24 protein-coding genes and 1 tRNA gene are annotated in these 25,521 nt (G+C 67.4%); 16 read left to right on the top strand and 9 right to left on the bottom strand.

Annotation, left to right across the window (positions count from 1 at the left end; genetic code table 11):
* Positions 1–15 precede the first annotated feature (15 nt).
* The 6 genes from PMI14_RS21235 (at position 16) to PMI14_RS21210 (ending at position 7,852) form a co-directional block, all read left to right on the top strand.
* Positions 16–1,236, top strand: coding sequence for a dienelactone hydrolase family protein (locus PMI14_RS21235; protein WP_007857434.1), 1,221 nt, complete (start codon positions 16–18; stop codon positions 1,234–1,236).
* Positions 1,237–1,363: 127 nt separating this feature from the next.
* A complete protein-coding gene (locus PMI14_RS21230; RefSeq protein WP_007857433.1) occupies positions 1,364–2,683 on the top strand; it encodes an ABC transporter substrate-binding protein in 1,320 nt (439 codons plus the stop codon).
* Between the two features lie 58 nt (positions 2,684–2,741).
* A complete protein-coding gene (locus PMI14_RS21225) occupies positions 2,742–4,490 on the top strand; it encodes an iron ABC transporter permease (RefSeq protein ID WP_007857432.1) in 1,749 nt (582 codons plus the stop codon).
* A gap of 13 nt (positions 4,491–4,503) precedes the next feature.
* Positions 4,504–5,589 (top strand): ABC transporter ATP-binding protein, encoded by a 1,086-nt coding sequence (locus PMI14_RS21220; RefSeq protein ID WP_186458053.1) that lies wholly within the window; start codon positions 4,504–4,506, stop codon positions 5,587–5,589.
* 226 nt (positions 5,590–5,815) lie between these two features.
* Complete coding sequence (locus PMI14_RS21215) at positions 5,816–6,700, top strand: LysR family transcriptional regulator (RefSeq protein ID WP_007857430.1); 885 nt, start codon at positions 5,816–5,818, stop codon at positions 6,698–6,700.
* Between the two features lie 90 nt (positions 6,701–6,790).
* The gene (locus PMI14_RS21210) at positions 6,791–7,852 is read left to right on the top strand and encodes an aldo/keto reductase (protein WP_007857429.1); all 1,062 of its coding nucleotides are present in this window, start codon (positions 6,791–6,793) and stop codon (positions 7,850–7,852) included.
* Between the two features lie 34 nt (positions 7,853–7,886).
* Here the strand turns inward: PMI14_RS21210 and PMI14_RS21205 are convergent, their stop codons facing one another.
* Entirely contained in the window at positions 7,887–9,314 is a 1,428-nt protein-coding gene (locus PMI14_RS21205; protein ID WP_035204940.1) for a M20 family metallopeptidase, read from the bottom strand.
* A 19-nt stretch (positions 9,315–9,333) separates the two neighbouring features.
* Positions 9,334–10,326: a tripartite tricarboxylate transporter substrate binding protein gene (locus tag PMI14_RS21200; protein WP_007857426.1), complete on the bottom strand. Its 993-nt coding sequence runs from the start codon at positions 10,324–10,326 to the stop codon at positions 9,334–9,336.
* 166 nt (positions 10,327–10,492) lie between these two features.
* On the opposite strand from PMI14_RS21200, the gene PMI14_RS21195 reads away from it, so the two are divergent.
* The 3 genes from PMI14_RS21195 to plsY are packed head-to-tail and all read left to right on the top strand — an operon-like array spanning position 10,493 to position 12,647.
* Positions 10,493–11,431, top strand: a complete 939-nt coding sequence (locus PMI14_RS21195; RefSeq protein ID WP_007857421.1) for a LysR family transcriptional regulator — start codon at positions 10,493–10,495, stop codon at positions 11,429–11,431.
* Between the two features lie 25 nt (positions 11,432–11,456).
* Complete coding sequence (locus tag PMI14_RS21190; RefSeq protein WP_007857418.1) at positions 11,457–11,948, top strand: aminoacyl-tRNA deacylase; 492 nt, start codon at positions 11,457–11,459, stop codon at positions 11,946–11,948.
* Between the two features lie 45 nt (positions 11,949–11,993).
* Positions 11,994–12,647, top strand: a complete 654-nt coding sequence (plsY, locus tag PMI14_RS21185; protein ID WP_007857417.1) for a glycerol-3-phosphate 1-O-acyltransferase PlsY — start codon at positions 11,994–11,996, stop codon at positions 12,645–12,647.
* A 31-nt stretch (positions 12,648–12,678) separates the two neighbouring features.
* Here plsY and PMI14_RS21180 read toward each other — a convergent pair whose 3' ends face one another.
* The 3 genes from PMI14_RS21180 to PMI14_RS21170 are packed head-to-tail and all read right to left on the bottom strand — an operon-like array spanning position 12,679 to position 14,884.
* On the bottom strand, positions 12,679–13,707 hold the full coding sequence (locus PMI14_RS21180) for an HD-GYP domain-containing protein (protein WP_007857415.1): 1,029 nt from the start codon (positions 13,705–13,707) through the stop codon (positions 12,679–12,681).
* Positions 13,708–13,732: 25 nt separating this feature from the next.
* On the bottom strand, positions 13,733–14,386 hold the full coding sequence (locus tag PMI14_RS21175) for a TIGR02281 family clan AA aspartic protease (RefSeq protein WP_007857414.1): 654 nt from the start codon (positions 14,384–14,386) through the stop codon (positions 13,733–13,735).
* Between the two features lie 12 nt (positions 14,387–14,398).
* Entirely contained in the window at positions 14,399–14,884 is a 486-nt protein-coding gene (locus tag PMI14_RS21170) for a YajQ family cyclic di-GMP-binding protein (protein ID WP_007857413.1), read from the bottom strand.
* 241 nt (positions 14,885–15,125) lie between these two features.
* On the opposite strand from PMI14_RS21170, the gene murB reads away from it, so the two are divergent.
* Positions 15,126–16,199, top strand: coding sequence for a UDP-N-acetylmuramate dehydrogenase (murB, locus tag PMI14_RS21165; RefSeq protein ID WP_007857412.1), 1,074 nt, complete (start codon positions 15,126–15,128; stop codon positions 16,197–16,199).
* 66 nt (positions 16,200–16,265) lie between these two features.
* Here the strand turns inward: murB and argG are convergent, their stop codons facing one another.
* From argG to PMI14_RS21145, 4 genes are all read right to left on the bottom strand, one after another.
* On the bottom strand, positions 16,266–17,606 hold the full coding sequence (gene argG, locus PMI14_RS21160; protein ID WP_007857411.1) for an argininosuccinate synthase: 1,341 nt from the start codon (positions 17,604–17,606) through the stop codon (positions 16,266–16,268).
* Positions 17,607–17,629: 23 nt separating this feature from the next.
* Entirely contained in the window at positions 17,630–17,947 is a 318-nt protein-coding gene (locus PMI14_RS21155) for a pyrimidine/purine nucleoside phosphorylase (RefSeq protein ID WP_007857410.1), read from the bottom strand.
* A 199-nt stretch (positions 17,948–18,146) separates the two neighbouring features.
* Positions 18,147–18,773: a glycine zipper 2TM domain-containing protein gene (locus PMI14_RS21150; protein WP_007857409.1), complete on the bottom strand. Its 627-nt coding sequence runs from the start codon at positions 18,771–18,773 to the stop codon at positions 18,147–18,149.
* A 146-nt stretch (positions 18,774–18,919) separates the two neighbouring features.
* Positions 18,920–19,309: an arsenate reductase gene (locus PMI14_RS21145; RefSeq protein ID WP_007857408.1), complete on the bottom strand. Its 390-nt coding sequence runs from the start codon at positions 19,307–19,309 to the stop codon at positions 18,920–18,922.
* Between the two features lie 57 nt (positions 19,310–19,366).
* On the opposite strand from PMI14_RS21145, the gene folC reads away from it, so the two are divergent.
* The 6 genes from folC to PMI14_RS21115 all read left to right on the top strand — a co-directional run bounded on the left by folC (position 19,367) and on the right by PMI14_RS21115 (position 25,520).
* Positions 19,367–20,695, top strand: coding sequence for a bifunctional tetrahydrofolate synthase/dihydrofolate synthase (gene folC, locus PMI14_RS21140; protein ID WP_007857407.1), 1,329 nt, complete (start codon positions 19,367–19,369; stop codon positions 20,693–20,695).
* Positions 20,696–20,719: 24 nt separating this feature from the next.
* Positions 20,720–21,628, top strand: a complete 909-nt coding sequence (locus PMI14_RS21135; protein WP_007857405.1) for an SPOR domain-containing protein — start codon at positions 20,720–20,722, stop codon at positions 21,626–21,628.
* Between the two features lie 28 nt (positions 21,629–21,656).
* Positions 21,657–22,145: a CvpA family protein gene (locus PMI14_RS21130; protein WP_007857404.1), complete on the top strand. Its 489-nt coding sequence runs from the start codon at positions 21,657–21,659 to the stop codon at positions 22,143–22,145.
* 72 nt (positions 22,146–22,217) lie between these two features.
* On the top strand, positions 22,218–23,723 hold the full coding sequence (gene purF, locus PMI14_RS21125; RefSeq protein ID WP_007857403.1) for an amidophosphoribosyltransferase: 1,506 nt from the start codon (positions 22,218–22,220) through the stop codon (positions 23,721–23,723).
* 196 nt (positions 23,724–23,919) lie between these two features.
* A complete protein-coding gene (gene gltX / locus PMI14_RS21120; protein ID WP_007857402.1) occupies positions 23,920–25,344 on the top strand; it encodes a glutamate--tRNA ligase in 1,425 nt (474 codons plus the stop codon).
* A 100-nt stretch (positions 25,345–25,444) separates the two neighbouring features.
* A tRNA-Ala gene (locus PMI14_RS21115) sits at positions 25,445–25,520 on the top strand.
* Position 25,521: the final 1 nt, after the last annotated feature.

The raw sequence follows: 25,521 nt of genomic DNA, 5'->3' as shown, positions 1-25,521 counted from the left end.
ACAAGGACCCCCACCATGCCTGGACAATGGACCACGCTCGACGCCGCAGACGGCAGCGGCCGCTTTCGCGCCTACCTTGCCACCCCCGCCAGTGGCAGTGGCCCGGGGCTGGTGCTCGCGCAGGAGATCTTCGGTGTCAACGCCACCATGCGCGACGTGGCCGACTACTACGCCGAAGAGGGCTATGTGGTGCTGGTGCCCGACCTGTTCTGGCGCCAGAAGCCGGCGGTGGAGCTCGATGCTGCCAGCGACATGCCGCGCGCCTTCGGGTTCTACCAAGGCTTTGACGAGGCGAAGGGTGTGCAGGACCTGCAGGCGGCCATCTCGGCGCTGCGTGCGCGCCCCGAGGTTCGCTCGCAGGGCGGCAAGGTCGGCGTGCTGGGTTTTTGCCTGGGTGGCCAGCTGGCCTACCTGGCGGCCTGCCGCACCGATGCCGACGTGGCCGTGGGCTACTACGGCGTGGGCATCGAGGCCGCGCTGGCCGAGGCTGCGGACATCCAGTGCCGCCTGGTGCTGCACATTGCCGAGCTTGACGGCTTTTGCCCGCCGCCGGCGCGCGAGGCCATCGTGCAGGCCCTTTCGGGCCGCGAGAACGTGGAGCTGTACGTCTACCCCGGCACCGACCATGCGTTTGCGCGCGTGGGCGGCGACCACTTCCACAAGCCCTCGGCGCTGATGGCGCACCAGCGCAGCGTGGCCGCGCTGCGCCGCGCCATGGGCCCGCACTACGACCTGTCGGCCCTGTGGGACAAGCACTGCGAATACGAGTTCGCCACGCGCGACGTGGACGCAACCATGTCCACCATGGTGGCCGAGCCCTACGTGAACCACATCCCCACCATGACGGGCGGCGTGGGCTACCGGCATCTGCACGATTTCTACACGCGCCACTTCGTCAACAGCAACCCGCCCGACACCAGCCTGACGCCGATCTCGCGCACGGTGGGCGCCACGCAGGTGGTCGACGAGATGCTGTTTTGCTTCACCCACACCACGGAGATCCCCTGGATGCTGCCCGGCGTGGCGCCCACCGGCCGGCGCGTGGAGATACCGCTCTTGGCGGTGGTCAAGTTCCGCGGCGACAAGCTCTACCACGAGCACATCTACTGGGACCAGGCCAGCGTGCTGGTGCAGGTGGGCTTGCTCGACCCCAAGGGCCTGCCGGTGGCCGGTGTGGAGACCGGCCGCAAGCTGCTCGATGAGACCCTGCCGTCCAATGGCTTGATGGAGCGCTGAAGTCACCCGCTCTCCTAGGTGATAACCCGACAGGTCTTGTGACTGATGTGCCGCATCAGAAACAATGATTGGCACAGGCCGTCGGCGCGCCCTACATTGGGGCCACTAGAACATCGAGGAGACAAGCATGCAGCGCATTCTTTGTGCCGGAGCCCTGGCCGCCGGTCTGTTCGTGCAAGGCGCCCAGGCGGGCACCGTGACGGTGCTCACGTCCTTCCCCAAGGAACTGACCACGGCCTACCAGAAGGCCTTCGAGGCCAGGAACCCGGGGATCAAGATCGAGATCCTGAACAAGAACACCACGGCGGCGATCGCCTACGTGCGTGAGCTGCCCGAGGGCCAGCGCCCCGACATCATGTGGGCCTCGGCCCCCGATGCCTTCGAGGTGCTGGCGCGCAACAAGCTGCTGCAGGCCGCACCCGACACGAAGAACCCCGCTGCGCCGGCCAAGATCGGCAACTACCCGCTCAACGACCCGCAGGGCCTGTACTACGGACAGGCGCTGGCGGGCTACGGCATCATGTGGAACACGCGCTACCTGCAGGCCAACAAGCTGCCCGCGCCCAGGGAGTGGGCCGACCTCACGCGGCCCGAGTACTTCGGCCACGTGGCGATCTCCTCGCCCTCGCGCTCGGGCACCACGCAGCTCACGGTGGAGACCATTTTGCAGGGCGAGGGCTGGGACAAGGGATGGTCGCAGCTGCTGGCCATGATGGGCAATGCCGCCGCCGTGACCGACCGCAGCTTTGCCGTGCCCGATGGCGTGAACAACGGCCAGTACGGCATCGGCATCGTGATCGACTTCTTCGGCCTGGCGGGCAAGTACTCGGGCTTTCCGGTGGACTTCGCCTACCCGGCCATGACGGCGGTGGTGCCGGCCAACATCGCGCTGATCGCGGGCGGCAAGAACACCGATGAGGCCAGGAAGTTCATGGCCTTCAGCATGTCCACCGAAGGGCAGCAGCTGCTGTTCGACCCCAAGATCAGCCGCCTGCCCATCCTGCCCTACAGCAGCCTCAAGGCGCCCGCGGGCTACCCCGTGCCGCAGGACGTGGCCAAGCGCGCCAAGGTGCAGTTCGACGCCGATCTGTCCGAGAACCGCTACCAGGTGGTGACCAGCCTGTTCGATCAGATGGTGACCTTTCGCCTCAAGGAGCTGCAGTCCGCCACGCGCGCCATCCACGACGCCGACAAGGCCCTGAAGGCCAAGCCCAACCCCAAGGGGTCCGAGCTGCTGGCCCAGGCGCGCAGCCTGGCCTACACCTCGCTGGTGGGCGAGTCCAACGTGAAGAACGAGGAGTTCCTCGCGCTGTTCCGCAAGAACCGGCGCGACGTCGAGGTCTCCAAGCAGCTCACAGGCCTGGAGCAATTGTGGGCCACCAAGGCGCGCGAGAACTATGAGCGCGCGCGCGGCCTGGCACAGCAGGCCCAAGGCCTGGCCAAGTAGCCGCATCGCATCCCTCTCATCCAAGGGCGCCCCTCGCGGGCGCCGGGAAGCCCCCGCCATGTCTGCTGTCTATTCCGAACCCGGTGCCGCCGGGCCCGGTGCGGCCCGCCCGCGCCGTTTGCTGCACGCCCTCACGGGCGTGGGGCCCTGGCTCGCCTTCGGGCTGATCCTGGCCTTTCTCGCGCTGTTCCTGCTGATCCCCGTGGGGCTCGTGGTCTACACCGCCTTCATCAACGAGACGGGCGCGCTCACCATCGGGCACTTCGCCAATTTCTTTGCGCAGTCGGTGTTCCGCGAGTCGTTCTTCAACAGCCTCGTGGTGTCGCTGGCCAGCGTGTTCTTTGCGAGCCTGATCGCCGTGCCGCTGGCCTACCTCACGGTGCGTTTCGAGTTCCGCGGGGCGCTGCTGATCCAGACCCTGGGCGTGCTGCCGCTGATCATGCCGCCCTTTGTCGGCGCGGTGGCGCTGCAGCTGATCTTCGGGCGCAATGGCTCGGTGAACCTGCTGCTCAATGAATACCTGGGCTTCACCGTGCCCATCATGGACGGTCTGGTGGGCGTGACCTTCGTCGAGAGCATCCACTACTTTCCGTTCATCCTGCTGAACCTGGTGGCGTCCATGCGCAACATCGACGGGGCCATGGAGGAGTCGGCCCTGAACCTGGGGGCGCGCGGCTGGCGGTTGTTCCGCCGCGTGATCTTCCCGCTGGCCATGCCGGGCTACCTGGCCGGTGCTGCGCTGGTCTTCGTGAAGGTGTTCGACGACCTGGGCACGCCTCTGGTGATGGGCGTGACCAACATGCTCGCGCCCCAGGCCTACCTGCGCATCACCTCGGTGGGCATCGACGACCCGCTCGGCTATGTGATCAGCGTGATCATGATCGCCTTCTCGATCCTGGCGCTGTGGATGGCGGCGCGCGTGATGAAGGGCAAGGACTACGCCACCCTGCAAAAGGGCGGCAGCTCGCTGCAGCGCCGACGCCTGTCGGCCTGGGAGTCGGTGCTGGCCTATGGCTGGATAGGGCTCATCCTGCTGGTCACGCTGGCACCGCACATCGGCATCCTGCTGATGTCGTTCTCCAAGGTGTGGAGCTTCTCGGTGCTGCCCGATGCCTACACGCTGGAGCATTACGCCACGGTGTTCACCGATTCCAAGCAGATGATCGGCAACACGCTGCTCTACTGCTTCATCGCGGCCGGGCTGGACGTGGTGATCGGCACGGCCATCGCCTACCTGATTTTGCGCACGCAGCTGCCGGCGCGCCGCTGGCTCGATTACCTGGCATCGGCCGCGCTGGCCATTCCGGGGCTGGTGCTGGCGATTGGCTACCTGCGCATGTTCAAGGGCGTGAACCTGCCGTTCACCGACACGCCGGTGGTCACCACCTGGGTGCTGATCATGCTGGCCTATGCGGTGCGGCGCCTGCCGTATGCGCTGCGCTCGTGCATGGCGGCGCTGCAGCAGGTGCATGTGTCGCTGGAAGAGGCGGCGCAGAGCCTGGGGGCATCGCGCCTGTCCACCATCCGCCGCATCATGGTGCCGCTGATGATGGGCGGCATCCTCGCGGGCTTCGTCACCAGCTTCATCACGGCCGCGGTGGAGCTGTCGGCCACCATCCTGCTCGCCTCGGCGCAGAGCCAGGCGCCCATAAGTTACGGCATCTACCTGTACATGCAGAGCATTTCGGGCCGCGGCCCGGGCGCGGCCCTGGGCGTGCTGGCCGTGGTGGTGGTGGGCCTGGGCACGTATTTCTCGCACCGCTTCGTGGAGCGCTCGCGCACCACGGTGCAGGCCAAACAGGGGTGAACATTCCATGCATCTGAACAAAGTCTCTCTCGAAGCCCGGCACATCAGCCTGAGCTATGGCAGCACCGAGGTGCTGCGCGACGTGAACCTGCGCATCGAGCCCGGCGAGTTCTTTGCGCTGCTGGGCCCCTCGGGCTCGGGCAAGTCCACCCTGCTGCGGCTGATCGCCGGCTTCAACCAGCACCAGCGCGGCGAGCTGCTGGTGGACGGGCAGGACATCACCGGCACGCCGCCGCATGCGCGCAACGTCGGCATGGTGTTCCAGAACTACGCGCTGTGGCCCCACATGACGGTGTGGGACAACGTGGCCTTCGGCCTGGTGGAGCGGCGCGAGACCAAGGATGCCATCCGCCGCAAGGTGGGCGCGGTGCTGGAGCTGGTGGGCCTGGCCGACTACGCGCAGCGCCGGCCCGGTCAGCTCTCGGGCGGGCAGCAGCAGCGCGTGGCGCTGGCGCGCACGGTGGTGATCGAGCCCAAGCTGCTGCTGCTCGACGAGCCCCTGTCCAACCTGGACAAGCAGCTGCGCGTGCAGATGCGCGAGGAGCTCAAGAACCTGCAGCGCAAGCTGGGTCTGACCACCATCTTCGTCACGCACGACCAGGAAGAGGCCATGACCACCGCCGACCGCATGGCCGTGCTGGACAAGGGCATCCTGCAGCAGGTGGGGGCCGCCACGGGGCTGTACGACTTTCCCATCAACCGTTTCGTGGCGGGCTTCGTGGGCACGGCCAACCTGCTCGAGGGGCAGGTGCTGTCGGTCGGCGGCGAGACACTGGTGTTCCGCGTCGAGGGCCTGGGCAATCTCACGCTGCCCCGGCCGGCCGACCCGCCCGCCGTGGGGGCGGCAGCCCTGGCCTTCCGGCCGCACCAGGTGAGCATCCGCGTGCGCGACGAGCAGGTCGATGCCTCGCGCCTGTGGCTCAACGGCCTGGTGGAGAGTGCCGAGTTCCTGGGCGAGTTCTCGCGCTACCGGGTGCGCGTGGGCGAGGTGGCCATGGTCACCGACCAGCCGCACTATGCGGGCCTGGCCATGTTCGCGCCGGGCGCCGAGGTGCGCCTGGGCATCGAGCCCACGCAGGTGCGCTTTCTTGACCAATGAGAAGGTGTGAACGAACCCGCCATGCCCGCTCATGCCGCCAAAACACGCGCGCTCGTCGTTGCAAATGCTCGCCATAGCCCCCGCTATGGCTGCGCTTTGCGCCTGGATCGCGCGCGTTTTGACTGCCTGCTCGGACACGCCGGATTCATTCGCACCTTCTGACCACGCCACAATGCAGCCCGATGCCTGAACCTTTCTTTTGCCTTCACTCCGTGGCCTGAGCGGCATGGAGATCTACCAACTGCGTGCCTTCGTCACGGCGGCCAAGCTCGGCCATGTGACGCGCACGGCCGAGGCCCTGCACCTGACCCAGCCGGCCATCACCGCCCAGATCAAGGCGCTGGAGGAAGAGCTGGGCGTGGCCCTGTTCGACCGGCGGCCGGGCCGCATCAGCCTGACCCGGGCCGGCGAGGCCCTGCTGCCCGAGGCCGAGAACGTGCTGACGGCGGCCGGCCACCTGCTGGGCAAGGCGCGCGACCTGCAGGGCGAAGTCACGGGTTCGCTGACCCTGGGCACCGTGGCCGATCCGGACACCCTGCGCCTGGGCTCGCTGCTCGGTGCGCTGGTGCGCAGCCTGCCGCTCCTGGAGATCCGCACGCGCAATGGCGCGGCCGAGGAACTGCGCGAGCAGGTTGCGGCCGGGCTGCTGCAGGGGGCGTTCTATATCGGCCCCAATATCCCGCGCGAGGTGATGGGCCTGGCGCTGCAGACCATCCACTACCGCATTGCCGGGCCGGCCAGCCAGGCGGCGCAGGTACTGCATGCGGGCTGGCGCGACATCGCGGCGATGCCCTGGATCGGTGCGCCGCCGCTGCACCACGTGCAGACGCTGATGCGCGACATGTTCGCGCGCCAGGGGCTCACGCCGCACCAGGTGATCGAGTCCGACGAGGTCTCGCTGCCGCAAAGCCTGGTGCGCGCCGGGGTGGGCCTGTCGCTGCTGCGCGAGGACGTGGCGCTGCCCGCCAGCGAACGCGGCGAGGTGGTGATCTGGCCGCATGCCCGGGTCGGGGCGCTGCTGAGCTTCATCTACCCGCGTGCGGCCGAGCACGACCCGGCCACCGTGGCCACGCTGCAGCTGCTGCGCACGGTGTGGGGGCTCTCTGGATAGGGCGTCGTCCTTATTCGGTGGCGGCAGAAGCTCATGCCAGCAGAGTTTGCTGGCAACCCGTAAACTGCGCGGCTTGCCAACGGAGTCCGCATGAAAACCATCCAGCTCGGCCAGAGCGATCTGCACGTCACCCCCATTTGCCTGGGCACCATGACCTTTGGTGAACAGGTCAACGAATCCGATTCCCACGACATCCTTGCCCGCTCGCTGGCAGGGGGCGTGAATTTCATCGACACGGCCGAGATGTACTCGGTGCCCGCCAAGGCCGAGACCTTCGGCGCCACCGAGACCATCATCGGCAACTGGTTCGCCAAGAACCCCGGTGCGCGCGAGAAGCTGGTGGTGGCTACCAAGGTGGCCGGGCCCTCGCGCGGCATGCCCTGGGTGCGCGAAGGCAAGGGCATGGCGCCTGCCGACATCGTCGCCTCGTGCGAGGGCAGCCTGCGCCGCCTGCAGACCGACGTGATCGACCTCTACCAGATCCACTGGCCCGAGCGCCATGTGCCGGCCTTCGGCACCATGTACTACGACCCGGCCAAGGAAACCTCGCAGACCCCCATCCATGAGCAGCTCGATGCGCTGGCCGGCCTGGTCAAGGCCGGCAAGGTGCGCACCATCGGCCTCTCGAACGAAACGCCCTATGGCGTGCACGAATTCGTGCGCCTGGCCGAGCAGCATGGCCTGCCGCGCGTGGCCACGGTGCAGAACCCGTACTGCCTGGTCAACCGCACCTGGGAAAACGGGCTGGACGAGACCTGCCACCGCCTGAACGTCTCGCTGCTGGCCTACTCGCCGCTGGCCTTCGGCCTGCTGACTGGCAAGTACGACGTGAGCGGCACCACCGGCCCCGATGCCCCCAAGGGTGCACGCATCTCGTCCTACGAATCGGTGCGCAAGCAGCGCTGGGGCCGCCCCGAATCGCTCGAAGCCGCGCGCCGCTACAACGCGCTGGCGCGCGCCAACGGCCTCACGCCGACGCAACTGGCGCTGGCGTTCTGCTACACCAAGTGGCAGGTGGCCAGCACCATCATCGGCGTGACCTCGGTGGCGCAGCTCGAGGAAGACCTGAACGCCTGGGGCACCACGCTCTCGCCCGAGGTGCTCAAGGCCATTGACGCGATCCGCCAGGAACTGCGCGACCCGGCGCTGTGACGAACGGGTGACGGCCCGGCCGGCCGCCACGTCTTCAGGCGGCGCTGGCCTCGGCGGGCAGCGCGCCTTCCTTCCACGGCACACCCGCAGACTCGCCCAGATCCCAGAACAGCCCGGCCATCACGGCCAGGCCTTCGCGGGCCACGCTGGCCAGCAGGTGCTCGTTGGGCGCGTGCTGTGCACAGGCGGGGTACGAGTGGGGCACCCACAGCGTGGGCAAGCCCAAGTCGTCGGCAAAGATGTCGTTGGGCAGCGAGCCGGCCAGGTTGGGCAGCAAGGTGGCGGGTTGGCCCGCGCTGTGCTGCATGGAGGCCAGCGCCCAGTCCACCCAGGGGTTGTGCAGGTCCAGGCGCGTGGCGCCGCACTGCATGCCGAGGTCGATCTCCACCTCGGCAAAGCCGTGGGCATCCAGGTGGGCGCGCACGATGTCCTGGAGCTTGCGCCAGTCCGTGCCGACCACGAAGCGCAACTGGCAGTGCGCCACGGCACTGGAAGGAATGGCGTTGACGGGCCGTGCGGGCGAACCTGCGCCCAGGGCCAGCACCTCCAGCGTGTTCCAGCCCACCAGTTGCTCTCCCGGTGTCAGGCCGGGTTCGCCCCAGCCCGGGGTCAGGGCCGGGTCGTCGGCGCCGCCGCCGATCACCACGTCCTTCATGGCCGTGCGCAGCTTTTCCGGGAGGGGCGGGGGGAGCAGGCCGGGCACCAGCATGCGGCCGTGCGCGTCGACCATGCTCGCCACGGCATGGGCCAGCACCGTGGCCGGGTTGGACAGCACGCCGCCCCAGTTGCCCGAGTGGTAGGCCCGCGGACGGCTGTTCACCTTGAGCGAGAAGTTGATCGCGCCGCGCGAACCCAGGAACAGCGTGGGCCGCGCCGCGTTCACGCGCGGGCCGTCGCTGGCGACGAACAGGTCGGCCTTGAGCGCCTCGCGCTGCTGCTGGCAGAAGGCGGCCAGGCCTGGCGAGCCGGCTTCCTCGCCCATCTCCATGAGCAGGGTCACGTTGTAGCCCAGGCGCCCCTGGCGGGCCGCAATGGCCTGCGCCAGGGCCGTGAGCACCACCGTGTGCTGGCCCTTGTTGTCCGCCGTGCCGCGGCCGTACCAGCGGTCGCCCTCGATCTTCAATTCCCAGGGCGACAGGCCTTCGCGCCAGTTGGCGTCCTGTCCGTTGACCACGTCGCCATGGCCGTAGGTCAGCACCGTGGGCAGGTCGGCCGATTCCACACGGCGCGCCAGCAGCACCGGGCCGCCGCGTGGGTCGGGGTTGTCGAGCACCTCGCAGGCAAAGCCCAGCGGCTCGAGGCCGGGCACGATCTCGTCGGTCAGGTACTGGCGCAGTGCCGGGGCGCCGGGCTGGCCGGTGTCGCTTTCGGTGCGCCAGCCGACGCGGCGGCGCAGGTCGGCCTCAAACTGGCCCGCATCGAAATGGCGGTGGACGCTGGCGAGCAGTTGGTCCCGGTTCATCGTCGTTGTCATGTCGTCGTCACTCCACAATGATTTTGGCGCGGTGCGCCAGGGCGCGGTAGCGCCCGATTTCGTCGTCGATCACGGCCCGCGTGGCCACGGGCCCCAGGTGCACGGGCTCCATGCCCTGGGCGCGCATCTGTTCCTGGATGGCGGGATCGCGCGTGACGGCCTCGACCTCGCTCACCAGGCGGCGGATGACTGTCTGCGGCGTGCGCGCCGGTGCGGCGATGGCGTACCAGGCGTCGAAGGCCGCATCGGGCAGCTTGAGTTCGGCCACGGTGGGAACACCGGGCAGCATGCTGGAGCGGGCCTTGCCCGCAATGGCCAGGGCGCGCAGCTTGCCCGCGCGGATCTGCGGTGCAGCAGCGGCCACGGTGTCGATGCCCAGCTGGATCTCGCCGCCGATCAACGCCATCAGCGACTGGCTGCTGCCGCGGTAGGGCACATCCTGCAGCTGAATGCCCGCTGCCTGTTCGAGCAGCGCGCCTGCCAGGTGCGGGCCCGAGCCGGAGCCGAAGGTGGCGTAGTGGATGGTCTTGGGCGCGGCCTTGGCAGCCGCGATCAGGGCGTTGAGGTCCTTGTAGGGTGCATTGGCGCTGACCACCATGACCAGGGGCGCGCGTGCCACGGTGGCCACGGGCACCAGGTCGTTGAGCGGGTCGTAGGGCAGCTTGGCGCGCAGCGCGGGGTTGACCGAGTAGCTGGTGGAGCCCGAGACCAGCAGCGTATAGCCGTCGGGCTTGGCGCGCACCACGGCCTCGGTGCCGATGATGGTGGAGGCGCCGGGCTTGTTGTCCACCACCACCGGCGTGCCCAGGCGGGTACCGAGCTTCTGGCCGAGGGCGCGGGCCACCGCGTCGGTGCCGCCGCCGGGCGGGAAGGGCACGACCAGGCGCACGCTCTGGTCGGGCCAGGTGTCCTTGGCGGCCGCGGCTGTTTGCGCACCGGCCATGCCGCAGGCTGCAGCAAGCGCGGCCATCAGCAGGGGGACTCGAAGGCGTTGTGTCATGGGGGCTCCAGGGTAGGGCGCCGGGCTTTGCACCGCAAGGGGCGGGCGCGGCGTGGCGATGGGTTGATTGGAGCCTCGATGCACGCAAGATCGATGCTGGTTTACCATTGCTATTCGTAGAGAATAAGCAACTGTCTATTGCCTCAAAGGCAATACAAAAGCATCCATGCCCTTGTCCCTGCTGAGCCTGCCCCTGCGCTACTTCCTGGAGGTGGCGCGCACCGGCTCGGTCAACCAGGCCGCGCAGCGCCTGCATGTGGCCGCGTCGGCCGTGAGCCGGCAATTGGGCAAGCTGGAGGATTCGCTGGGCGTGGCGCTGTTCGAGCGGCAGTCGCGCGGCATGCGCCTCACGGCCGCGGGTGAGCGCCTGCTGGCGCATGCGGGCGCGCATGCGCAGGAGTCGGCCCAACTGGTGGAGCAGCTGCAGGGCCTGGCTGCGCAGGAGGCTCGGCGTGTGCGGCTGGCCTGTACGGAGGGCTTTGCAGCGGGCTTCATGCCCCTGGTGATGGCGCAGTTCCGCGGAATGCACCCCGAGGTGGAGCTGCAACTGCACGTGGGCACGCCCGAGGAGGTGTCGACCCAGGTGCTGCGCGGCGACGCGGACCTGGCCCTCAAGTACAGCGTGGCGCCCGAAAAGGGCCTGGCGGTGCTGCATTCGGCCATTGCGCCCGTATTCGCCATCACCGTGGCTGCGCACCCCCTGGCGCAGCAGCGCAGCGTGAGCGTGGCCGATGTGGTGCGCTACCCGCTGCTGCTGGGCACGGCCGGCATCACGGGGCGCCAGCTGTTCGACCTGTCGTGCACGCTGCAAGGCCTGCGCTACACACCGGCCGTGGTGAGCAACTTCTCGTCGGCCCTGCTGCCGCTGCTGGGCCCGCGCGACGTGGCGCTGGCCAGCTACCTCACGGCCGCGCGCTGGGTGGAGGAGGGCGTGCTCGCCGCCCGCCCGTTCGAGGACGTGCAGCTGCAGCAGCGCCGCCTGCAGGTGCTGGCGCTGGACGGCCGGGCGCCGCCGCCGCTGGTGCAGGAGTTCACGGGCGTGCTGGTGGCGGCCATCGAACAGTACGGCAAGCGCAAGGTGGGGCGGCGCAGGCGCTCTGGCTGATTCGGGCGGGTACCATCGGTGCACCATGGCCAAGAAAGAACATGTCTCCGAAACCCCCGCCACCCAGCTTCTCAAGGCGCACAAGGTGGCCTTCACCGAGCACCCCTACGAGTACCTGGAGCGCGGCGGTGCCCTGCACAGCGCCGAGGTGCTGGGGCTCGATCCCTTCACGGTGGTCAAGACCCTGGTGATGCAGGACCAGAATGCCAAGCCCCTGATCGTGCTGATGCACGGCAACCGCAAGGTCTCCACCAAGAACCTGGCGCGGCAGATCGGCGCCAAGTCGGTCGAGCCCTGCGCCCCCGAGGTGGCCAACCGGCACAGCGGCTACCTGGTGGGCGGCACCTCGCCCTTCGGCACGCGGCGCGAGATGCCGGTCTACATCGAGGGCAGCATCCTCGCGCTGCCGCGCATCGCCATCAATGGCGGGCGGCGCGGTTTTCTGGTGCAGATCGACCCAGAGGTCTGCGTGCAACTGCTCGGTGCGCAGACCGTGCACTGCGCGCTGGCAGAATAGCGGCCCTGCGCCGCTGTCGGCACGCACCCCATCCAAGGAACTGAATTGACCGCCGTGTACCCCATCCTCGCCACCGTGGCGGCCTACCTGCTCGGCTCGCTGTCGTTTGCCGTGATCGTGACGCGCGCCATGGGCATGCGCGACCCGCGCACCTATGGCAGCAAGAACCCGGGCGCCACCAACGTGCTGCGCTCGGGCAGCAAGGTGGCGGCCGTCGTCACGCTGCTGCTGGACGCCGTGAAGGGCTGGCTGCCGGTGGCGCTGGTGGCCTGGTTCGGCAAGCCCTACGGTCTGCAGGAGGGCACCATGGCCCTGGTGGGCCTGGCGGCCTTCCTCGGACACCTGTGGCCGGTGTTCTTCCGCTTCGAAGGCGGCAAGGGCGTGGCCACGGCGCTCGGCGTGCTGCTGGGCGTGAGCGGCTGGCTGGGTCTGGCCACGGCCGTCACCTGGGTGATCATCGCCTTCTTCTTTCGCTACTCGTCGCTGGCCTCGCTGGCGGCAGCCCTGTTCGCGCCGATGTACTACCTGCTGGCCGATGGCGTGGTCTGGAATGCCGACAACCGCATTGCCGGTGCCATCGTGGTGATGGGCCTTTTGCTGGCCTGGCGCCACAAGGAGAACATCCAGCGCCTGCTCGAAGGCAAGGAATCGCGCCTGGGCAGCAGCAAGGTGGGCAAGGCCAAGGGCGCCAAGGGCTGAGCCCTGGCCCATTGACTGGACTGTTCGTTATCTAGCGCGCCCCAAGCGATGCGGGCGCCGTAATGAGCGAGCGCATGCCCGAGATGCGCTGTGCGGCATACAGGCCCAGGCGCACCATGGTGCGGTGGTTGAGCTCCACCTTGACGGCAGAGCGCGCCACGGCCGACTGGATGCGCGGCTTGCCGCTGGCCGTCTGGTACAGGTTGGGCAGGTTCTGCTGCTGGCCCACCGGGTCCAGCAGGCTGGCCACCAGCGGGTAGTTGGCTTTTTCGCTGCGGCGCAGCACGATGGCCACCTCGCCGTTGTCCAGCCGCACGAAGGTACCGGGCGGGCACAGGCCGATGGAGCGCACGAGCGTGTAGCTCACTTCGTCGCGCTGGTCCACTTCCTGGCCCACGATGGCGCGCACCGAATCGGTGGCGCTGCGCCCCGCACGCGATTTGCGCGGGCTGATCATGGCCGCGTAGCGGTCGATGGTGCCCAGGATGCGTGTCAGGCGGTCTTCGGGGTTCTGCTGGGCCAGGGGAACCTGGTCGGCCATGTTGGTGTGGTGCTGGCCCACGACGTCGAGCCACAGCTGGTCGTTCACGAACAGGCGCTCCAGCAGGGCCTGGCTTTCCTCGGGGTGGCTGCGGATGGCCTCCTGCTGGGCGCTGCTGGGGCGCTCGCGCTGCTCGGCCAGCTCGTCCTGCAGTGAGGTCATGCCGATGTTCATGGTGAGCGCGGCGCGCACCAGGCTGTCGCGCTCGCTGGGCGCCAGGCGCAGGTCCTGCGCCATGATGTGGCACAGGGTGCCGCAGACCAGCGCATGCGCTGCGCTGTAGCCCACCGACGAGGTGGAGGCGAGCTGGAACATGAGGTACAGCGCCGCATCGATGTCGTGCGCCACCAGTTCCTGCAGCCACAGGTCGAAGCTGCGCACCTTGCCCGGGAAGTCCTGCACCTGCAGCGGCTTGGACAGCAGCACCGACAGGCCAGACTCCAGGTCCGACCACAGACTCAGCAGGTCCTCGTACTCGCCTTCGGGCGGGCTGTTGCTGGGCAGGGCGATGGCGTTCATGGGGGGGTGTGGCGGGCCGAAGCGCTCAATGGCGCTTTTCCAGCACCATCTGGTCGTTGTTGCGTGTCATCTGGAACTGGGTCAGAAAGCTGTTGCCCAGCAGCACGAAGGGCATGCCCGTGGGCATCACCACACCCTCCACGTCCAGGAGTTCAACGTCCCCAAGACGTACCGATTTGAGGCGTACCCGCCAGCCTTCGGCAACGCCGTTGGCCGTGGCCATGACCACTTTCATCTTGTCGTCAACCTTGATGCCCATGCGCTCCGCATCGGGCTTGCCAACGGCGACCACCGACGCGCCGGTGTCCACCATGTATTTCATGGGCTTGCCATTGATGAAGCCGTTGTTGACGAAATGGCCTTGGTTGTCGGCCATGAGGACGACACGCTTGCCGCTGCCGCTGGAACCCAGCGCCACGGGGGATTCGCCGAGCCGCAACAGGCGCCGGATGCCCTGGACTTCCACGGTGGCTTCGTCGCGCGTGACGGACAGCACCTTCACGCCCTGGTGCGTCTCTCCGGGGCCGACGGCACGTGGCTCCCCGCCATCGACCACCAGCAAGGCCTTGCTCCCCAGCATGCCGGCCAGCGCGATGGACTGACCGGATGGCTGCGCCGCCAGCGGGCATGCCAGGCCGGCGGCGAGAGCGAAGGAGAGGGCGGAACGCAGATGGCGCATGGTGAGAACGCGTCAGTCGCGGAAGTTGTCGAACGACAGCGGCACGTCGGTCACGTCCTTGCGGATCAGCGCCATGGCCGCCTGCAGGTCGTCGCGCTTGGCGCCGGTGATGCGCACCTTGTCCTCCTGGATGGCGGCCTGCACCTTGAGCTTGCTTTCCTTCATGAGCTTCTGGATCTTCTTGGCCAGCTCGCTCTCGATGCCGTTGCGCACCTTGATGACCTGCTTGACCTTGTCGCCACCCATCTTCTGCACGTCGCCCATGTCCAGGAAGCGCACGTCCACATTGCGCTTGGTGAGCTTGTTGCGCAGCACGTCCTCGATCTGGGTCAGTTGGAAGTCGGCGTCGCCGATCAGCGTGATCTCCTTGTCCTTGATCTCGATGCTGGCGGAAGTGCCCTTGAAATCGAAACGGGTACCGATCTCCTTGGCGGTGTTTTCTACGCCGTTCTTCACTTCGACCAGGTTGGCTTCGCAGACGGTATCAAAAGATGGCATGGTGGTGGCTCTCAATCTATCTCGGGAATACGGGTTTCGCCCCAGCGCTCCAAGGCGACACTGAATAAGTCTTCGCGATGGCGCGTGCCCTGATTTGGGATGGGCTGCCAGGCGCAAAGCGCAGCCATAGCCAGTGCTATGGCGAGCATTTGCAACGCCGCAGACCGACCAAAGCGGGGCGCGCGGCGCGCGAGGGACTTGTTCAGTGTCGCCTTAATGCGTGGGTGCGACAATCGGGCCAATGGTAGTCGAGAAAAACGTCCCTTTGCAGCCCTGCAATACCTTCGGCATTGCGGCGCGCGCCCAGACACTGGTGCGCGTGCACTCCGCCGATGATATTTCGGCCTTCCTGGCCGATAAAGAACTGTCTGGCAGCCCGGCCTTCGTGCTGGGCGGCGGCAGCAACATCATCCTGACGGGCGACGTGCGCCCCGTGGTGCTCAAGATGGAGATCAAGGGCCTGCGCCTGGTTGAGGAAACACCCAAGGCCTTCATCGTCGAGGCCGGTGCCGGCGAGGTCTGGCACGACTGCGTGGCCTGGACGCTGGAGCAGGGCTACCCAGGCCTGGAAAACCTGGCCCTGATCCCCGGCACCGTGGGGGCATCGCCTGTGCAGAACATCGGCGCCTATGGCGTGGAGCTGCAGGACCGCTTTGAATCCCTGGATGCCATCGACCTGGCCACGGGCGAGCGTTTCACGCTCGACGCGGCGCAGTGCGCCTTTGGCTACCGCGATTCGGTGTTCAAGCACGCCCCTGCGCAGCCCGAGGTGCCTGGCGGCCTGCCGCGCGGCATGGGGCTGGCCGGGCGCGCGGTGATCACCCATGTGCGCTTTCGCCTGCCACGCCCCTGGAAGCCGGTGCTGGGCTACCTGGAGCTGGAGCGCCGCAGGGCCGAGGCCGGCATCGAGAACCCCACGGCCCGGCAGATGTTCGACTGGGTGTGCGACATCCGCCGCGCCAAGCTGCCCGACCCGGCCGTGGTGGGCAATGCCGGCAGCTTCTTCAAGAACCCCACGGTCTCGCCCGAGCAGTGCGCCGACATCATCGCGCGCGAGCCCAAGATCGTGCACTACCCCATGGCCGACGGCAGCATCAAGCTGGCCGCCGGCTGGCTCATCGACGCCTGCGGCTGGAAGGGCAAGTCGATCGGCAAGGCGGGAGTCTATGAGAAGCAGGCCCTGGTGCTCGTCAACCGCGGGCGCGGCGAGCAGAGCGTGACCGGAGGCGAGGTGATGACCCTGGCCAAGGCCATCCAGACCAGCGTGTACGAGCGCTTCGGCATCCGGCTGGAGCCCGAGCCGGTCGTCGTGTAGCGCCACGAAGTAAAAAAAGCCACCCGAGGGTGGCTTTTTTCATGGGGGCGAAGCGAACGCTGCTGTTTACCCGCCGCGCTCGTCGTTGAGCTGTGCCAGTGCGGCATTGCCACCCAGGGACAGCAGGCCGGCGCGCGAGTACACGCCAAGCTTGGCGCGCGTGTCGATGATGTCCAGGTTGCGCATGGTCAACTGGCCGATGCGGTCCGCTGGCGAGAACGGCGCGTCTTCCACCTTTTCCATGCTCAGGCGCTCGGGCGCGTAGGTCAGGTTGGGGGATTCGGTGTTCAGCAGCGAGTAATCGTTGCCGCGGCGCAGTTCCAGCGTGACCGTGCCGGTGATGGCGCGGGCCACCCAGCGCTGGGCGGTTTCGCGCAGCATGATGGCCTGGGGGTCGAACCAGCGGCCCTGGTAGAGCAGGCGGCCGAGCTTGAGGCCGTTCATGCGGTACTGCTCGATCGTGTCTTCGTTGTGGATGCCGGTCACCAGGCGTTCGTAGGCGATGTGCAGCAGCGCCAGGCCCGGGGCTTCGTAGATGCCGCGGCTCTTGGCCTCGATGATGCGGTTCTCGATCTGGTCGCTCATGCCCAGGCCATGGCGGCCACCGATGCGGTTGGCTTCCAGGATCAGGGCCACGGGGTCGCTGAACTCGACGCCGTTCAGGGCCACGGGCTGGCCTTCCTCGTAGCGCACCGAGACTTCCTCGGCCTTGACCTGCACGTCGTCCTTCCAGAACGCGACGCCCATGATGGGATTCACGATGCGGATGCCGCTGTTCAGGAATTCGAGGTCCTTGGCTTCGTGCGTGGCACCCAGCATGTTGCTGTCGGTGCTGTAGGCCTTCTCGGCGCTCATCTTGTAGCCGAAACCTTCCTTGGTCATGAAGGCCGACATCTCGGCGCGACCGCCTAGCTCGTCGATGAACAGCTGGTCCAGCCAGGGCTTGTAGATCTTGAGCGAAGGGTTGGTCAACAGGCCGTAGCGGTAGAAACGCTCGATGTCGTTGCCCTTGAAGGTCGAACCGTCGCCCCAGATGTGGACGTCGTCTTCCTTCATGGCGGCCACCAGCATGGTGCCGGTGACGGCACGGCCCAGCGGCGTGGTGTTGAAGTAGGTGATGCCAGCGGTGCTGATATGGAAGGCGCCGGCCTGCAGGGCGGCAATGCCTTCGTGCGCCAGCTGCGTGCGGCAATCGACCAGTCGGGCCTTCTCGGCGCCGTATTCCATGGCCTTGGCCGGAATGGCGTCGTAGTCGGGCTCGTCGGGCTGGCCCAGGTTGGCCGTGTAGGCGTAGGGCACGGCGCCCTTGTTCTTCATCCAGCGCAGTGCGGCGCTGGTGTCGAGGCCGCCGGAGAAGGCGATGCCGACCTTCTGGTCGATGGGCAGGTTCTGGAGGATGGTGGCCATGACGGTCAGGACTTTCTCAGGGCTCAGCCGAAATGGCAGATGTAGTGGTAGGCGCTGGCGACGCGGATCTCGAACTTGGAGTTGCCTGGCACGCTGAACTTTTCGCCCGCGCCGGACTTGACCCAGGCATCGGTGCCGTCGAGCTTGTACTCGCACTCGCCGCCCACGCATTCCATGATCTCGGGCGCCCCGGTGTTGAAGGTCAGCGACGCGGGCAGCACCACGCCCACCGACTTCTTCGTGCCATCGGGGAAGGTGATGTTGTGGCTCACGCACTTGCCGTCAAAGTACACATTGGCCTGGGTGGTGACGGACACGCCGTCGATTTTTTCGGTGGTCATGGATGCGCGTTGGTTAGAGGGAAACCCCTGATTTTAGGCCACCGTGCCGCATTGAAGCTTTCGATCCGGCACAAGGCAAAAAAAAGAGCCCCGAAGGGCTCTTTGAAGACTGGCGCAAGGGGAGGGCAGCCGTCAAAGGCAGTGGTCACTGGGCCGGCGGCGTGCTCATGCCGCCGGCTGCCCGGGCTGCCCGCCCGAATCAGCGCCAGTAGGGATTGCGGGGGTGGTGGTAGGAGCGGTCGTAGCCGTACTCGATCACCGTGACCGGGGGCGTCACGTAGGTGGGGGGCGGTGCCGGGTAGGTCGAGGTGACCACGCCCGGCTGGGCATAGCCCTGCTGGTACGAGGGCTCGGTGGAGTAGGTCTGGCCTGGCTGCACGCTCACGGGGATCCAGCGGCCCGGGTCGTACTGGGTGCGCGTGGTGTACTGGCGGCCTGCGTACTCGTAGGTCACGTTGTAGCCCACGGTGCGGTTCTCGTAGTAGGTCTGGTTGTGGCAGCGCTGCACGTTTTCGTACTGCGGCTGGCCATTGCCTTCGATATTGTTGCCCAGCACGGCGCCACCGATCAGGCCCAGCGCCGTGGCGGCAGCGCGGCCGCTGCCCTTGCCGATCTGGTTGCCCACGGCCCCGCCGGCGATGGCACCGATCACTGCGCCGCCGCCGGTGGTGCGGTTGCCGCTGTACACGGTTTCGTTGTTGCACACCTGCTGGGGCACGGCCACCTGCTGCACGATGGGGGTGGACGAGAGCACGCGGCCCTGTTCCTGGGCTGCGGCCATGGAGGCAATGGCTGCCATGGCGGAAAAAACGACGATCTTTTTCATGGAGAAACTCCTTTCAGGTCGGTACATAACGCACCAGACTGTCGAAAAGTTTAGGCGCTACCCGTCAATACCGGGTGGGCAGGCCGTAAAACTGCGTAAAGATTTGTGCAATATCTCCGGTTTCAGTGCACTGCATCCGGGCGATTTCAGCGGTTGGAGCCCGCCTGGCGCCATTCGTTCCAGGTTTCAGGCACAAAACCGACCGAAATACGGGTCGTGCCGCCCTGGCTCCACTCCACCAGCGGGCGCTTGACCACGCTGGGCTGGGCCTGCAGCAGGGCGCTGGCGCTGGCATCGTCCTGCACGGCGGCCTGGGTGTCTGCGTCGAGCTTGCGCCAGGTGGTGCCCTGGCGGTTCACGAGCCTGTCGCGCCCCACGGCGGAAAACCAGCCGGGCAGGCGGTCGGCCGGAACGCCCTGTTTCTTGAAATCGTGGAAGCGGTATTCCAGGCCCTGGTCGGTGAACCAGGTGCGGGCCTTTTTCACGGTGTCGCAGTTGGGAATGCCATAGAGGGTGATGGTGTGCTGGCTTGTCATGGGTAATTGGGGCTGAAGATGTGCGCGACCGTGGGCTGGGCGACAATCGCGGGCTGTATGCACACCAATAATATCGACACCCTGGAAGGCTGGCTGCAGCATTGCGAGCAACTGCACCCGCACAACATCGACATGGGCCTGGACCGGGTCAGCGAAGTGGCCCGCCGCATGGCGCTGCGCTTCGACTGCCCGGTGATCACCGTGGCGGGCACCAATGGCAAGGGGTCCACCTGCGCCATGCTGGAGGCCGTGGGCCTGCAGTCGGGCTACCGCACGGGGGTGTACACCTCGCCCCACCTGGTGCATTTCGAGGAGCGCTGCCGCGTGCACGGCGAGATCGTGGCCGCCGCCGACCTGGTGCCGCACTTCGCGGCCGTCGAGGCCGCCCGCACGCAGGGCGGCGAAGCCATCTCGCTGACCTATTTCGAGTTCAGCACCCTGGCCATCCTGCGCCTCATGAGCCAGTCGCGCCTGGACCTGGCCATCCTCGAGGTGGGCCTGGGCGGCCGGCTCGACGCCACCAACATCATCGATGCCGACTGCGCCATCATCACCAGCATCGACATCGACCACACCGAATTCCTGGGCAAGGACCGCGAAAGCATCGGCCGCGAGAAGGCCGGCATCATGCGCGCCGGCCGCCCGGCGATCGTGAGCGACCCCATGGCCCCGCAGAGCGTGGTGGACCATGCGGCGGCCATCGGCGCCGACCTGTGGCGCTCGGGCCGGGATTTCAATGTGTCGGGCGACAAGCAGCAGTGGAGCTGGGCCGGCCGCGGCCGGCGCTATGCAGGCCTGGCCTACCCCTCGCTGCGTGGCGCCAACCAGCTGGTGAATGCCGCCGGTGTGCTGGCGGCCTTCGAGGCGCTGCGCGAGCGCATCCCCGTGACGGCCCAGGCCGTGCGCACCGGCATGGCCATGGTGGAGCTGCCCGGGCGCTTTCAGATCGTGCCGGGCGAGCCCACGCTGGTGCTGGACGTGGCACACAACCCGCATTCGGTGGCAGCCCTCACGGCCAACCTGGATGCGATGGGCTTTTTCCCCACCACGCATGCGGTGTTCGGTGCCATGGCCGACAAGGACCTGGCCACCATGCTGGCCAAGGTGGGCCCGCTGGTAGACCGCTGGTACTTCACCAGCCTGCCCACGGCCCGGGCCGAGACGGGCGCGGCGCTGCAGCAGAAATGGAATGCCCTGCAGATGGTGGCCGGCGGGCGCCGCGAGGTGGCCACCAGCGTGCACCAAGACCCCATGCAGGCACTGCAGGCCGCCGTGGCGGCGGCAGACCCCGCTGATAGAATCGTGGTCTTTGGCTCGTTCTACACGGTGGGCGGGGTATTGATCAACGGCACCCCCCGCCTGCACGCCAAACATCTGGGCGCGTAAGCACCCCGCACGAGTCGCAACTCCATGGCATTTTTCAAGTTTCGGTGGCCCGGTCAGAGTGAACCCGCACCGGCCGACAAGCCGGCCAAACGCTCGCGCGCAGCGCCCCCGGCCGAAAGCATCGAAGCGATGCGCCGGCGCGCGCGCCACCGCCTGATCGGCGCGGCCGTGCTGGTGGCCCTGGGCGTGGTGGGCTTTCCACTGCTGTTCGATACCCAGCCGCGCCCTATCGCGGTGGATATTCCCATCGAGATCCCTGATCGCAACAAGACCGCGCCCGTGGTCGTGCCCGCCCCCGCGCCTGCCGCAGCACAGGCGCCATCGCCTGCTCCGGCTCCGGCCTCTGCCGCCGTGGCACGCCAGGCGGCGCCAGCGACCGCTCCTGCCGCGCCGTCCGGCAGCCGCTCCGCGCCGACAGGCCAGGGCAACGCCGGCAATGGACTGAGCGAGGGCGAAGAGATCATTCCCAGCCCCAGGCCCGCACTGGTGCCCAAGCCGCCCGCAGTGGCGGCCGCACCCAAGCCGGAGCACAAGCCCGAACCGAAGCCCGAGCCCAGGCCGGCCGTGGTGGCCGCCACGCCCGCACCCGCACCGGCGGCGCCGGCGCGTGCCAACGACGAAGCTGCCCGCGCCCGCGCACTGCTGGAAGGCCGCACCGCGGCGCCGGCCGTTGCAGCAGCCGCCGCCTCGGCCAGTGCCGAGGATGCCCGTTTCATCGTCCAGGTGGGGGCGTTCGCCGATGCAGACAAGGCCCGCGAGGCGCGCACCAAGGTGGAGCGCTCTGGCCTCAAGACCTTCGTGCAGGTGGTGGATACCAAGGATGGCAAGCGCACCCGGGTCCGCGTGGGGCCCTTCAACAACCGGGCCGATGCGGACAAGGCGGCCGGCAAGATCCGTTCGCTGGAGCTGTCGGCGTCGGTGCTGACGCTCTGATGTGATGCCAGAGCAGGCTGCGCCGGTGATGGCGGCGCTGGACTGGGTTTTCGTGGCCGTGCTGCTGGCCTCCATGCTCATGGGGGCCTGGCGCGGCCTGGTGTACGAGGTGCTGTCCCTGGTGGGATGGGTGGCGGCGTTTTTTGTGGCGCAGTGGCTGGCCGACGATGTGGCGGCGCTGCTGCCCATGGGGGAGTCGGCCAGCGGTCTGCGCTATGCGGCGGGTTTTGCCCTGGTGTTCATCGCTGCGGTGTTCGCGTGCGGCTTCCTGGCCTGGGTGGCCAAGAAGCTGGTGGAGTCCATCGGCCTGCGCCCGGCAGACCGCACGCTGGGTGCGGTCTTCGGGGTGCTTCGGGGCATGGTGCTGCTGCTGGCCGTGGCTGTGGTGGCCGGGCTCACGCCGCTGCACGAGGCCGCCTGGTGGCAGGAGTCGCGGGGGGCGCCGGTATTGGCCCAGGTGCTCGAAGGGTTGAAACCGGCACTTCCGGAAGAATTTACGAGGCACTTGCCTTCGTGAGGCGGCAACGGCCAGAAGCTGTTGTCGTGGGTTTGCAGCGGGGATGTTCCCGCAAACGGATGGAAACGAACTATGTGTGGAATCGTCGGCGTCGTCAGTACCGCGCCCGTCAATCAGTTGATCTATGACGCCTTGCTGTTGCTGCAGCACCGGGGCCAGGATGCCGCCGGCATCGTGACCCAGCAGGGCCGCAAGTTCTTCATGCACAAGGCCAAGGGCATGGTGCGCGACGTGTTTCGCACGCGCAACATGCGGGCCCTGCCCGGCAATGTGGGCCTGGGCCAGGTGCGCTACCCCACGGCCGGCAACGCCTACAGCGAGGAAGAGGCCCAGCCCTTCTACGTGAACGCGCCTTTCGGCCTGGTGCTGGTGCACAACGGCAACCTGACCAACGCACAGACGCTGCGCACGGAGCTGTTCCAGACCGACCACCGCCACACCAACACCGAGAGCGACTCGGAAGTGCTGCTCAACGTGTTCGCGCACGAGCTCGAGCGCGCCACTGCCGGCGTGCCGCTGCGCCCTGAAGACGTGTTCACCGCCGTGCGTGCCGTGAACAAGCGCATCAAGGGCTCCTACGCCGTGATCGCCATGATCGCCGGCCACGGGCTGCTGGCCTTCCGCGACCCGCATGGCATCCGCCCCCTGGCCATTGGCCGCAGTGCCGACGGCAACGTCATGGTGGGCAGCGAATCCGTGGCGCTGGAGGGCACCTCGCATGTGTTCGAGCGCAATATCGAACCCGGCGAGGCCGTGTTCATCACGCTCGACGGCACCGTGCATTCGGCCCAGTGCGCCGAGAACCCGCAGCTCAACCCCTGCATCTTCGAGTTCGTGTACCTGGCGCGCCCCGATTCGGTGCTCGACGGCATCTCGGTCTACCAGGCGCGCCTGAACCTGGGTGAGGCCCTGGCCAAGCGCGTGGTCTCCACCGTGCCGCCCAACGAGATCGACGTGATCATCCCCATCCCCGAGTCGAGCCGCCCCAGCGCCACGCAGCTGGCGCACCTGCTGGGCGTTCCGTACCGCGAAGGCTTCGTGAAGAACCGCTACGTGGGCCGCACCTTCATCATGCCGGGCCAGGGCGTGCGCAAGAAGTCCGTGCGCCAGAAGCTCAACGTCATCGCCAGCGAGTTCAAGGGCCGCAACGTGCTGCTGGTGGACGACTCCATCGTGCGCGGCACGACCTCGCGCGAGATCGTGCAGATGGCGCGCGATGCCGGCGCCCGCAACGTCTACCTGGCCAGCGCCGCACCACCGGTGCGCTACCCCAACGTCTACGGCATCGACATGCCCACCAGCAGCGAGCTGGTGGCCCATGGCCGCACGGTGGAAGAGATCCGCCAGGTCATCGGCTGCGATGCGCTGATCTACCAGGACGTGGATGGCATGAAGCGCGCCATTGGCTCGCTCAACAAGGCCATCGTCGGCTTTGACGCATCGTGCTTCGACGGCACCTACGTCACGGGCGACATCACCGCCGAGGACATCGCCCGCCTGAACGAAGGCCGCGTGGGCGTGGAAGAGAACGAAGAGGACACCTCTCGCCTGGCCCTGCCCAACGCCCAGGACGCGTGAAAGACGCCCCCTCGGGGGCTGCCGCCTTCTTCATCGAGAAGCCTTTCGCGGGCGCGCCGATCATCCGGGGCGCCCGTGCCGTTTCAGCTGCCGGGACACCCGGCCAGGGCGCGGCACTTATCATTACCGGCATCGACCGCCGCCTTCGCACCTGCCCGGACCGCAGCAGGGCAGGGTGGCCCACCCAGCAAGACCTATGACCGACCAGAACAACACCCCCGCCACCGGCCGCGTGCGCACGCGCTTCGCGCCCTCGCCCACCGGCTTCATCCACCTGGGCAACATCCGCTCGGCCCTGTACCCCTGGGCCTTTGCGCGTGCCATGGGCGGCGACTTCATCCTGCGCATCGAGGACACGGATGTGGAGCGCTCCAGCCAGGTGGCGGTGGACGTGATCCTGGAAAGCATGGAATGGCTGAGCATGCAGCCCGACGAGGGCCCGTTCTACCAGATGCAGCGCATGGACCGCTACCGCGCCGTGCTCGAGGACCTCAAGGCCACCGGCCTGGTCTACCCCTGCTACATGGGCATTGCCGAGCTCGACGCCCTGCGCGAAAAGCAGATGGCCGCCAAGGAAAAGCCGCGCTACGACGGCACCTGGCGCCCCGAGCCCGGCAAGACCCTGCCGGCCATCCCCGACGGTGTGCAGCCCGTGCTGCGCTTCAAGAACCCGCAGGGCGGCGTGGTCGCCTGGGACGACAAGGTCAAGGGCCGCATCGAGATCAGCAACGATGAGCTCGACGACCTGGTGATCGCGCGCCCCGACGGTACGCCCACCTACAACTTCTGCGTGGTGGTGGACGACCTCGACATGGCCATCACCCACGTGATCCGTGGTGACGACCACGTGAACAACACGCCGCGCCAGATCAACATCTTCCGCGCGCTGGGCAAGGAGCCGCCGGTCTACGCCCACCTGCCCACCGTGCTGAACGAGCAGGGCGAGAAGATGAGCAAGCGCAACGGCGCCAAGCCCGTGACGCAGTACCGTGACGAGGGCTACCTGCCCGACGCCATGGTCAACTACCTGGCCCGCCTGGGCTGGAGCCATGGCGACGATGAGATCTTCAGCCGCGCGCAGTTCCTCGAGTGGTTCAACCTCGATCACCTGGGCCGCAGCGCCGCGCAGTTCGACGAAGCCAAGCTGCGCTGGGTGAACGCCCAGCACCTCAAGGCCATGGACGACGAGGCCCTGGCCGCTCTGGTGTCGACCCAGCTGCAAAAGCGTGGCGTGTCTGCCGCCGACCTGGCCGATGGCCGCCTGCCGCGCATCTGCGCACTGTTCAAGGACCGCTGCGACACCACCGTGGCCCTGGCCGACTGGGCCCAGGTGTTCTATGGCGACGTGACTCCCAATGAAGCGGAACTCGCCCAGCATGTGACCGAGGCCATCCGGCCGGCCATCGCCGCGCTGGCAGAAGTGCTGGCCACCTGCGAATGGAACAAGGCCGCCATCAGCGCTGCCTTCAAGCAGGTGCTGGCTGCGCATGGCCTGAAGATGCCGCAACTGGCCATGCCGGTGCGCGTTCTGACCGTGGGCACGGCCCATACGCCATCGGTCGATGCGGTGCTGGAATTGATCGGACGCGAAAAAATTGGCGTTCGTTTGCAAAACCGCTAAAAACCTGTCTATAATTTGAGTCTCTGATGAAGACGACATACACAGTGTGAATGAAGTCGACAAGGAGCGGTTTGGGAAGGTATTTCCAGTCGCATCAAGTGGGGGTATAGCTCAGCTGGGAGAGCGCTTGCATGGCATGCAAGAGGTCATCGGTTCGATCCCGTTTACCTCCACCAC

The organism is Acidovorax sp. CF316 (assembly GCF_000276605.1).
In the GTDB taxonomy this organism is placed as follows: domain Bacteria; phylum Pseudomonadota; class Gammaproteobacteria; order Burkholderiales; family Burkholderiaceae_C; genus Acidovorax.
This window is presented reverse-complemented; position numbering and strand designations above follow the sequence as displayed.

Coding starts and splice junctions, on each gene's coding strand:
- PMI14_RS21175 (WP_007857414.1), bottom strand. CDS start 14,386: ATGCGCCATCTGCGTTCCGCCCTCTCCTTCGCTCTCGCCGCCGGCCTG.
- PMI14_RS21205 (WP_035204940.1), bottom strand. CDS start 9,314: ATGAACCGGGACCAACTGCTCGCCAGCGTCCACCGCCATTTCGATGCG.
- PMI14_RS21195 (WP_007857421.1), top strand. CDS start 10,493: ATGCCCTTGTCCCTGCTGAGCCTGCCCCTGCGCTACTTCCTGGAGGTG.
- folC (WP_007857407.1), top strand. CDS start 19,367: ATGCACACCAATAATATCGACACCCTGGAAGGCTGGCTGCAGCATTGC.
- PMI14_RS21235 (WP_007857434.1), top strand. CDS start 16: ATGCCTGGACAATGGACCACGCTCGACGCCGCAGACGGCAGCGGCCGC.
- PMI14_RS21215 (WP_007857430.1), top strand. CDS start 5,816: ATGGAGATCTACCAACTGCGTGCCTTCGTCACGGCGGCCAAGCTCGGC.
- purF (WP_007857403.1), top strand. CDS start 22,218: ATGTGTGGAATCGTCGGCGTCGTCAGTACCGCGCCCGTCAATCAGTTG.
- argG (WP_007857411.1), bottom strand. CDS start 17,606: ATGGCCACCATCCTCCAGAACCTGCCCATCGACCAGAAGGTCGGCATC.
- gltX (WP_007857402.1), top strand. CDS start 23,920: ATGACCGACCAGAACAACACCCCCGCCACCGGCCGCGTGCGCACGCGC.
- PMI14_RS21170 (WP_007857413.1), bottom strand. CDS start 14,884: ATGCCATCTTTTGATACCGTCTGCGAAGCCAACCTGGTCGAAGTGAAG.
- PMI14_RS21230 (WP_007857433.1), top strand. CDS start 1,364: ATGCAGCGCATTCTTTGTGCCGGAGCCCTGGCCGCCGGTCTGTTCGTG.
- PMI14_RS21130 (WP_007857404.1), top strand. CDS start 21,657: ATGGCGGCGCTGGACTGGGTTTTCGTGGCCGTGCTGCTGGCCTCCATG.
- PMI14_RS21180 (WP_007857415.1), bottom strand. CDS start 13,707: ATGAACGCCATCGCCCTGCCCAGCAACAGCCCGCCCGAAGGCGAGTAC.
- PMI14_RS21150 (WP_007857409.1), bottom strand. CDS start 18,773: ATGAAAAAGATCGTCGTTTTTTCCGCCATGGCAGCCATTGCCTCCATG.
- PMI14_RS21190 (WP_007857418.1), top strand. CDS start 11,457: ATGGCCAAGAAAGAACATGTCTCCGAAACCCCCGCCACCCAGCTTCTC.
- PMI14_RS21135 (WP_007857405.1), top strand. CDS start 20,720: ATGGCATTTTTCAAGTTTCGGTGGCCCGGTCAGAGTGAACCCGCACCG.
- PMI14_RS21145 (WP_007857408.1), bottom strand. CDS start 19,309: ATGACAAGCCAGCACACCATCACCCTCTATGGCATTCCCAACTGCGAC.
- PMI14_RS21155 (WP_007857410.1), bottom strand. CDS start 17,947: ATGACCACCGAAAAAATCGACGGCGTGTCCGTCACCACCCAGGCCAAT.
- PMI14_RS21225 (WP_007857432.1), top strand. CDS start 2,742: ATGTCTGCTGTCTATTCCGAACCCGGTGCCGCCGGGCCCGGTGCGGCC.
- murB (WP_007857412.1), top strand. CDS start 15,126: ATGGTAGTCGAGAAAAACGTCCCTTTGCAGCCCTGCAATACCTTCGGC.
- PMI14_RS21200 (WP_007857426.1), bottom strand. CDS start 10,326: ATGACACAACGCCTTCGAGTCCCCCTGCTGATGGCCGCGCTTGCTGCA.
- PMI14_RS21210 (WP_007857429.1), top strand. CDS start 6,791: ATGAAAACCATCCAGCTCGGCCAGAGCGATCTGCACGTCACCCCCATT.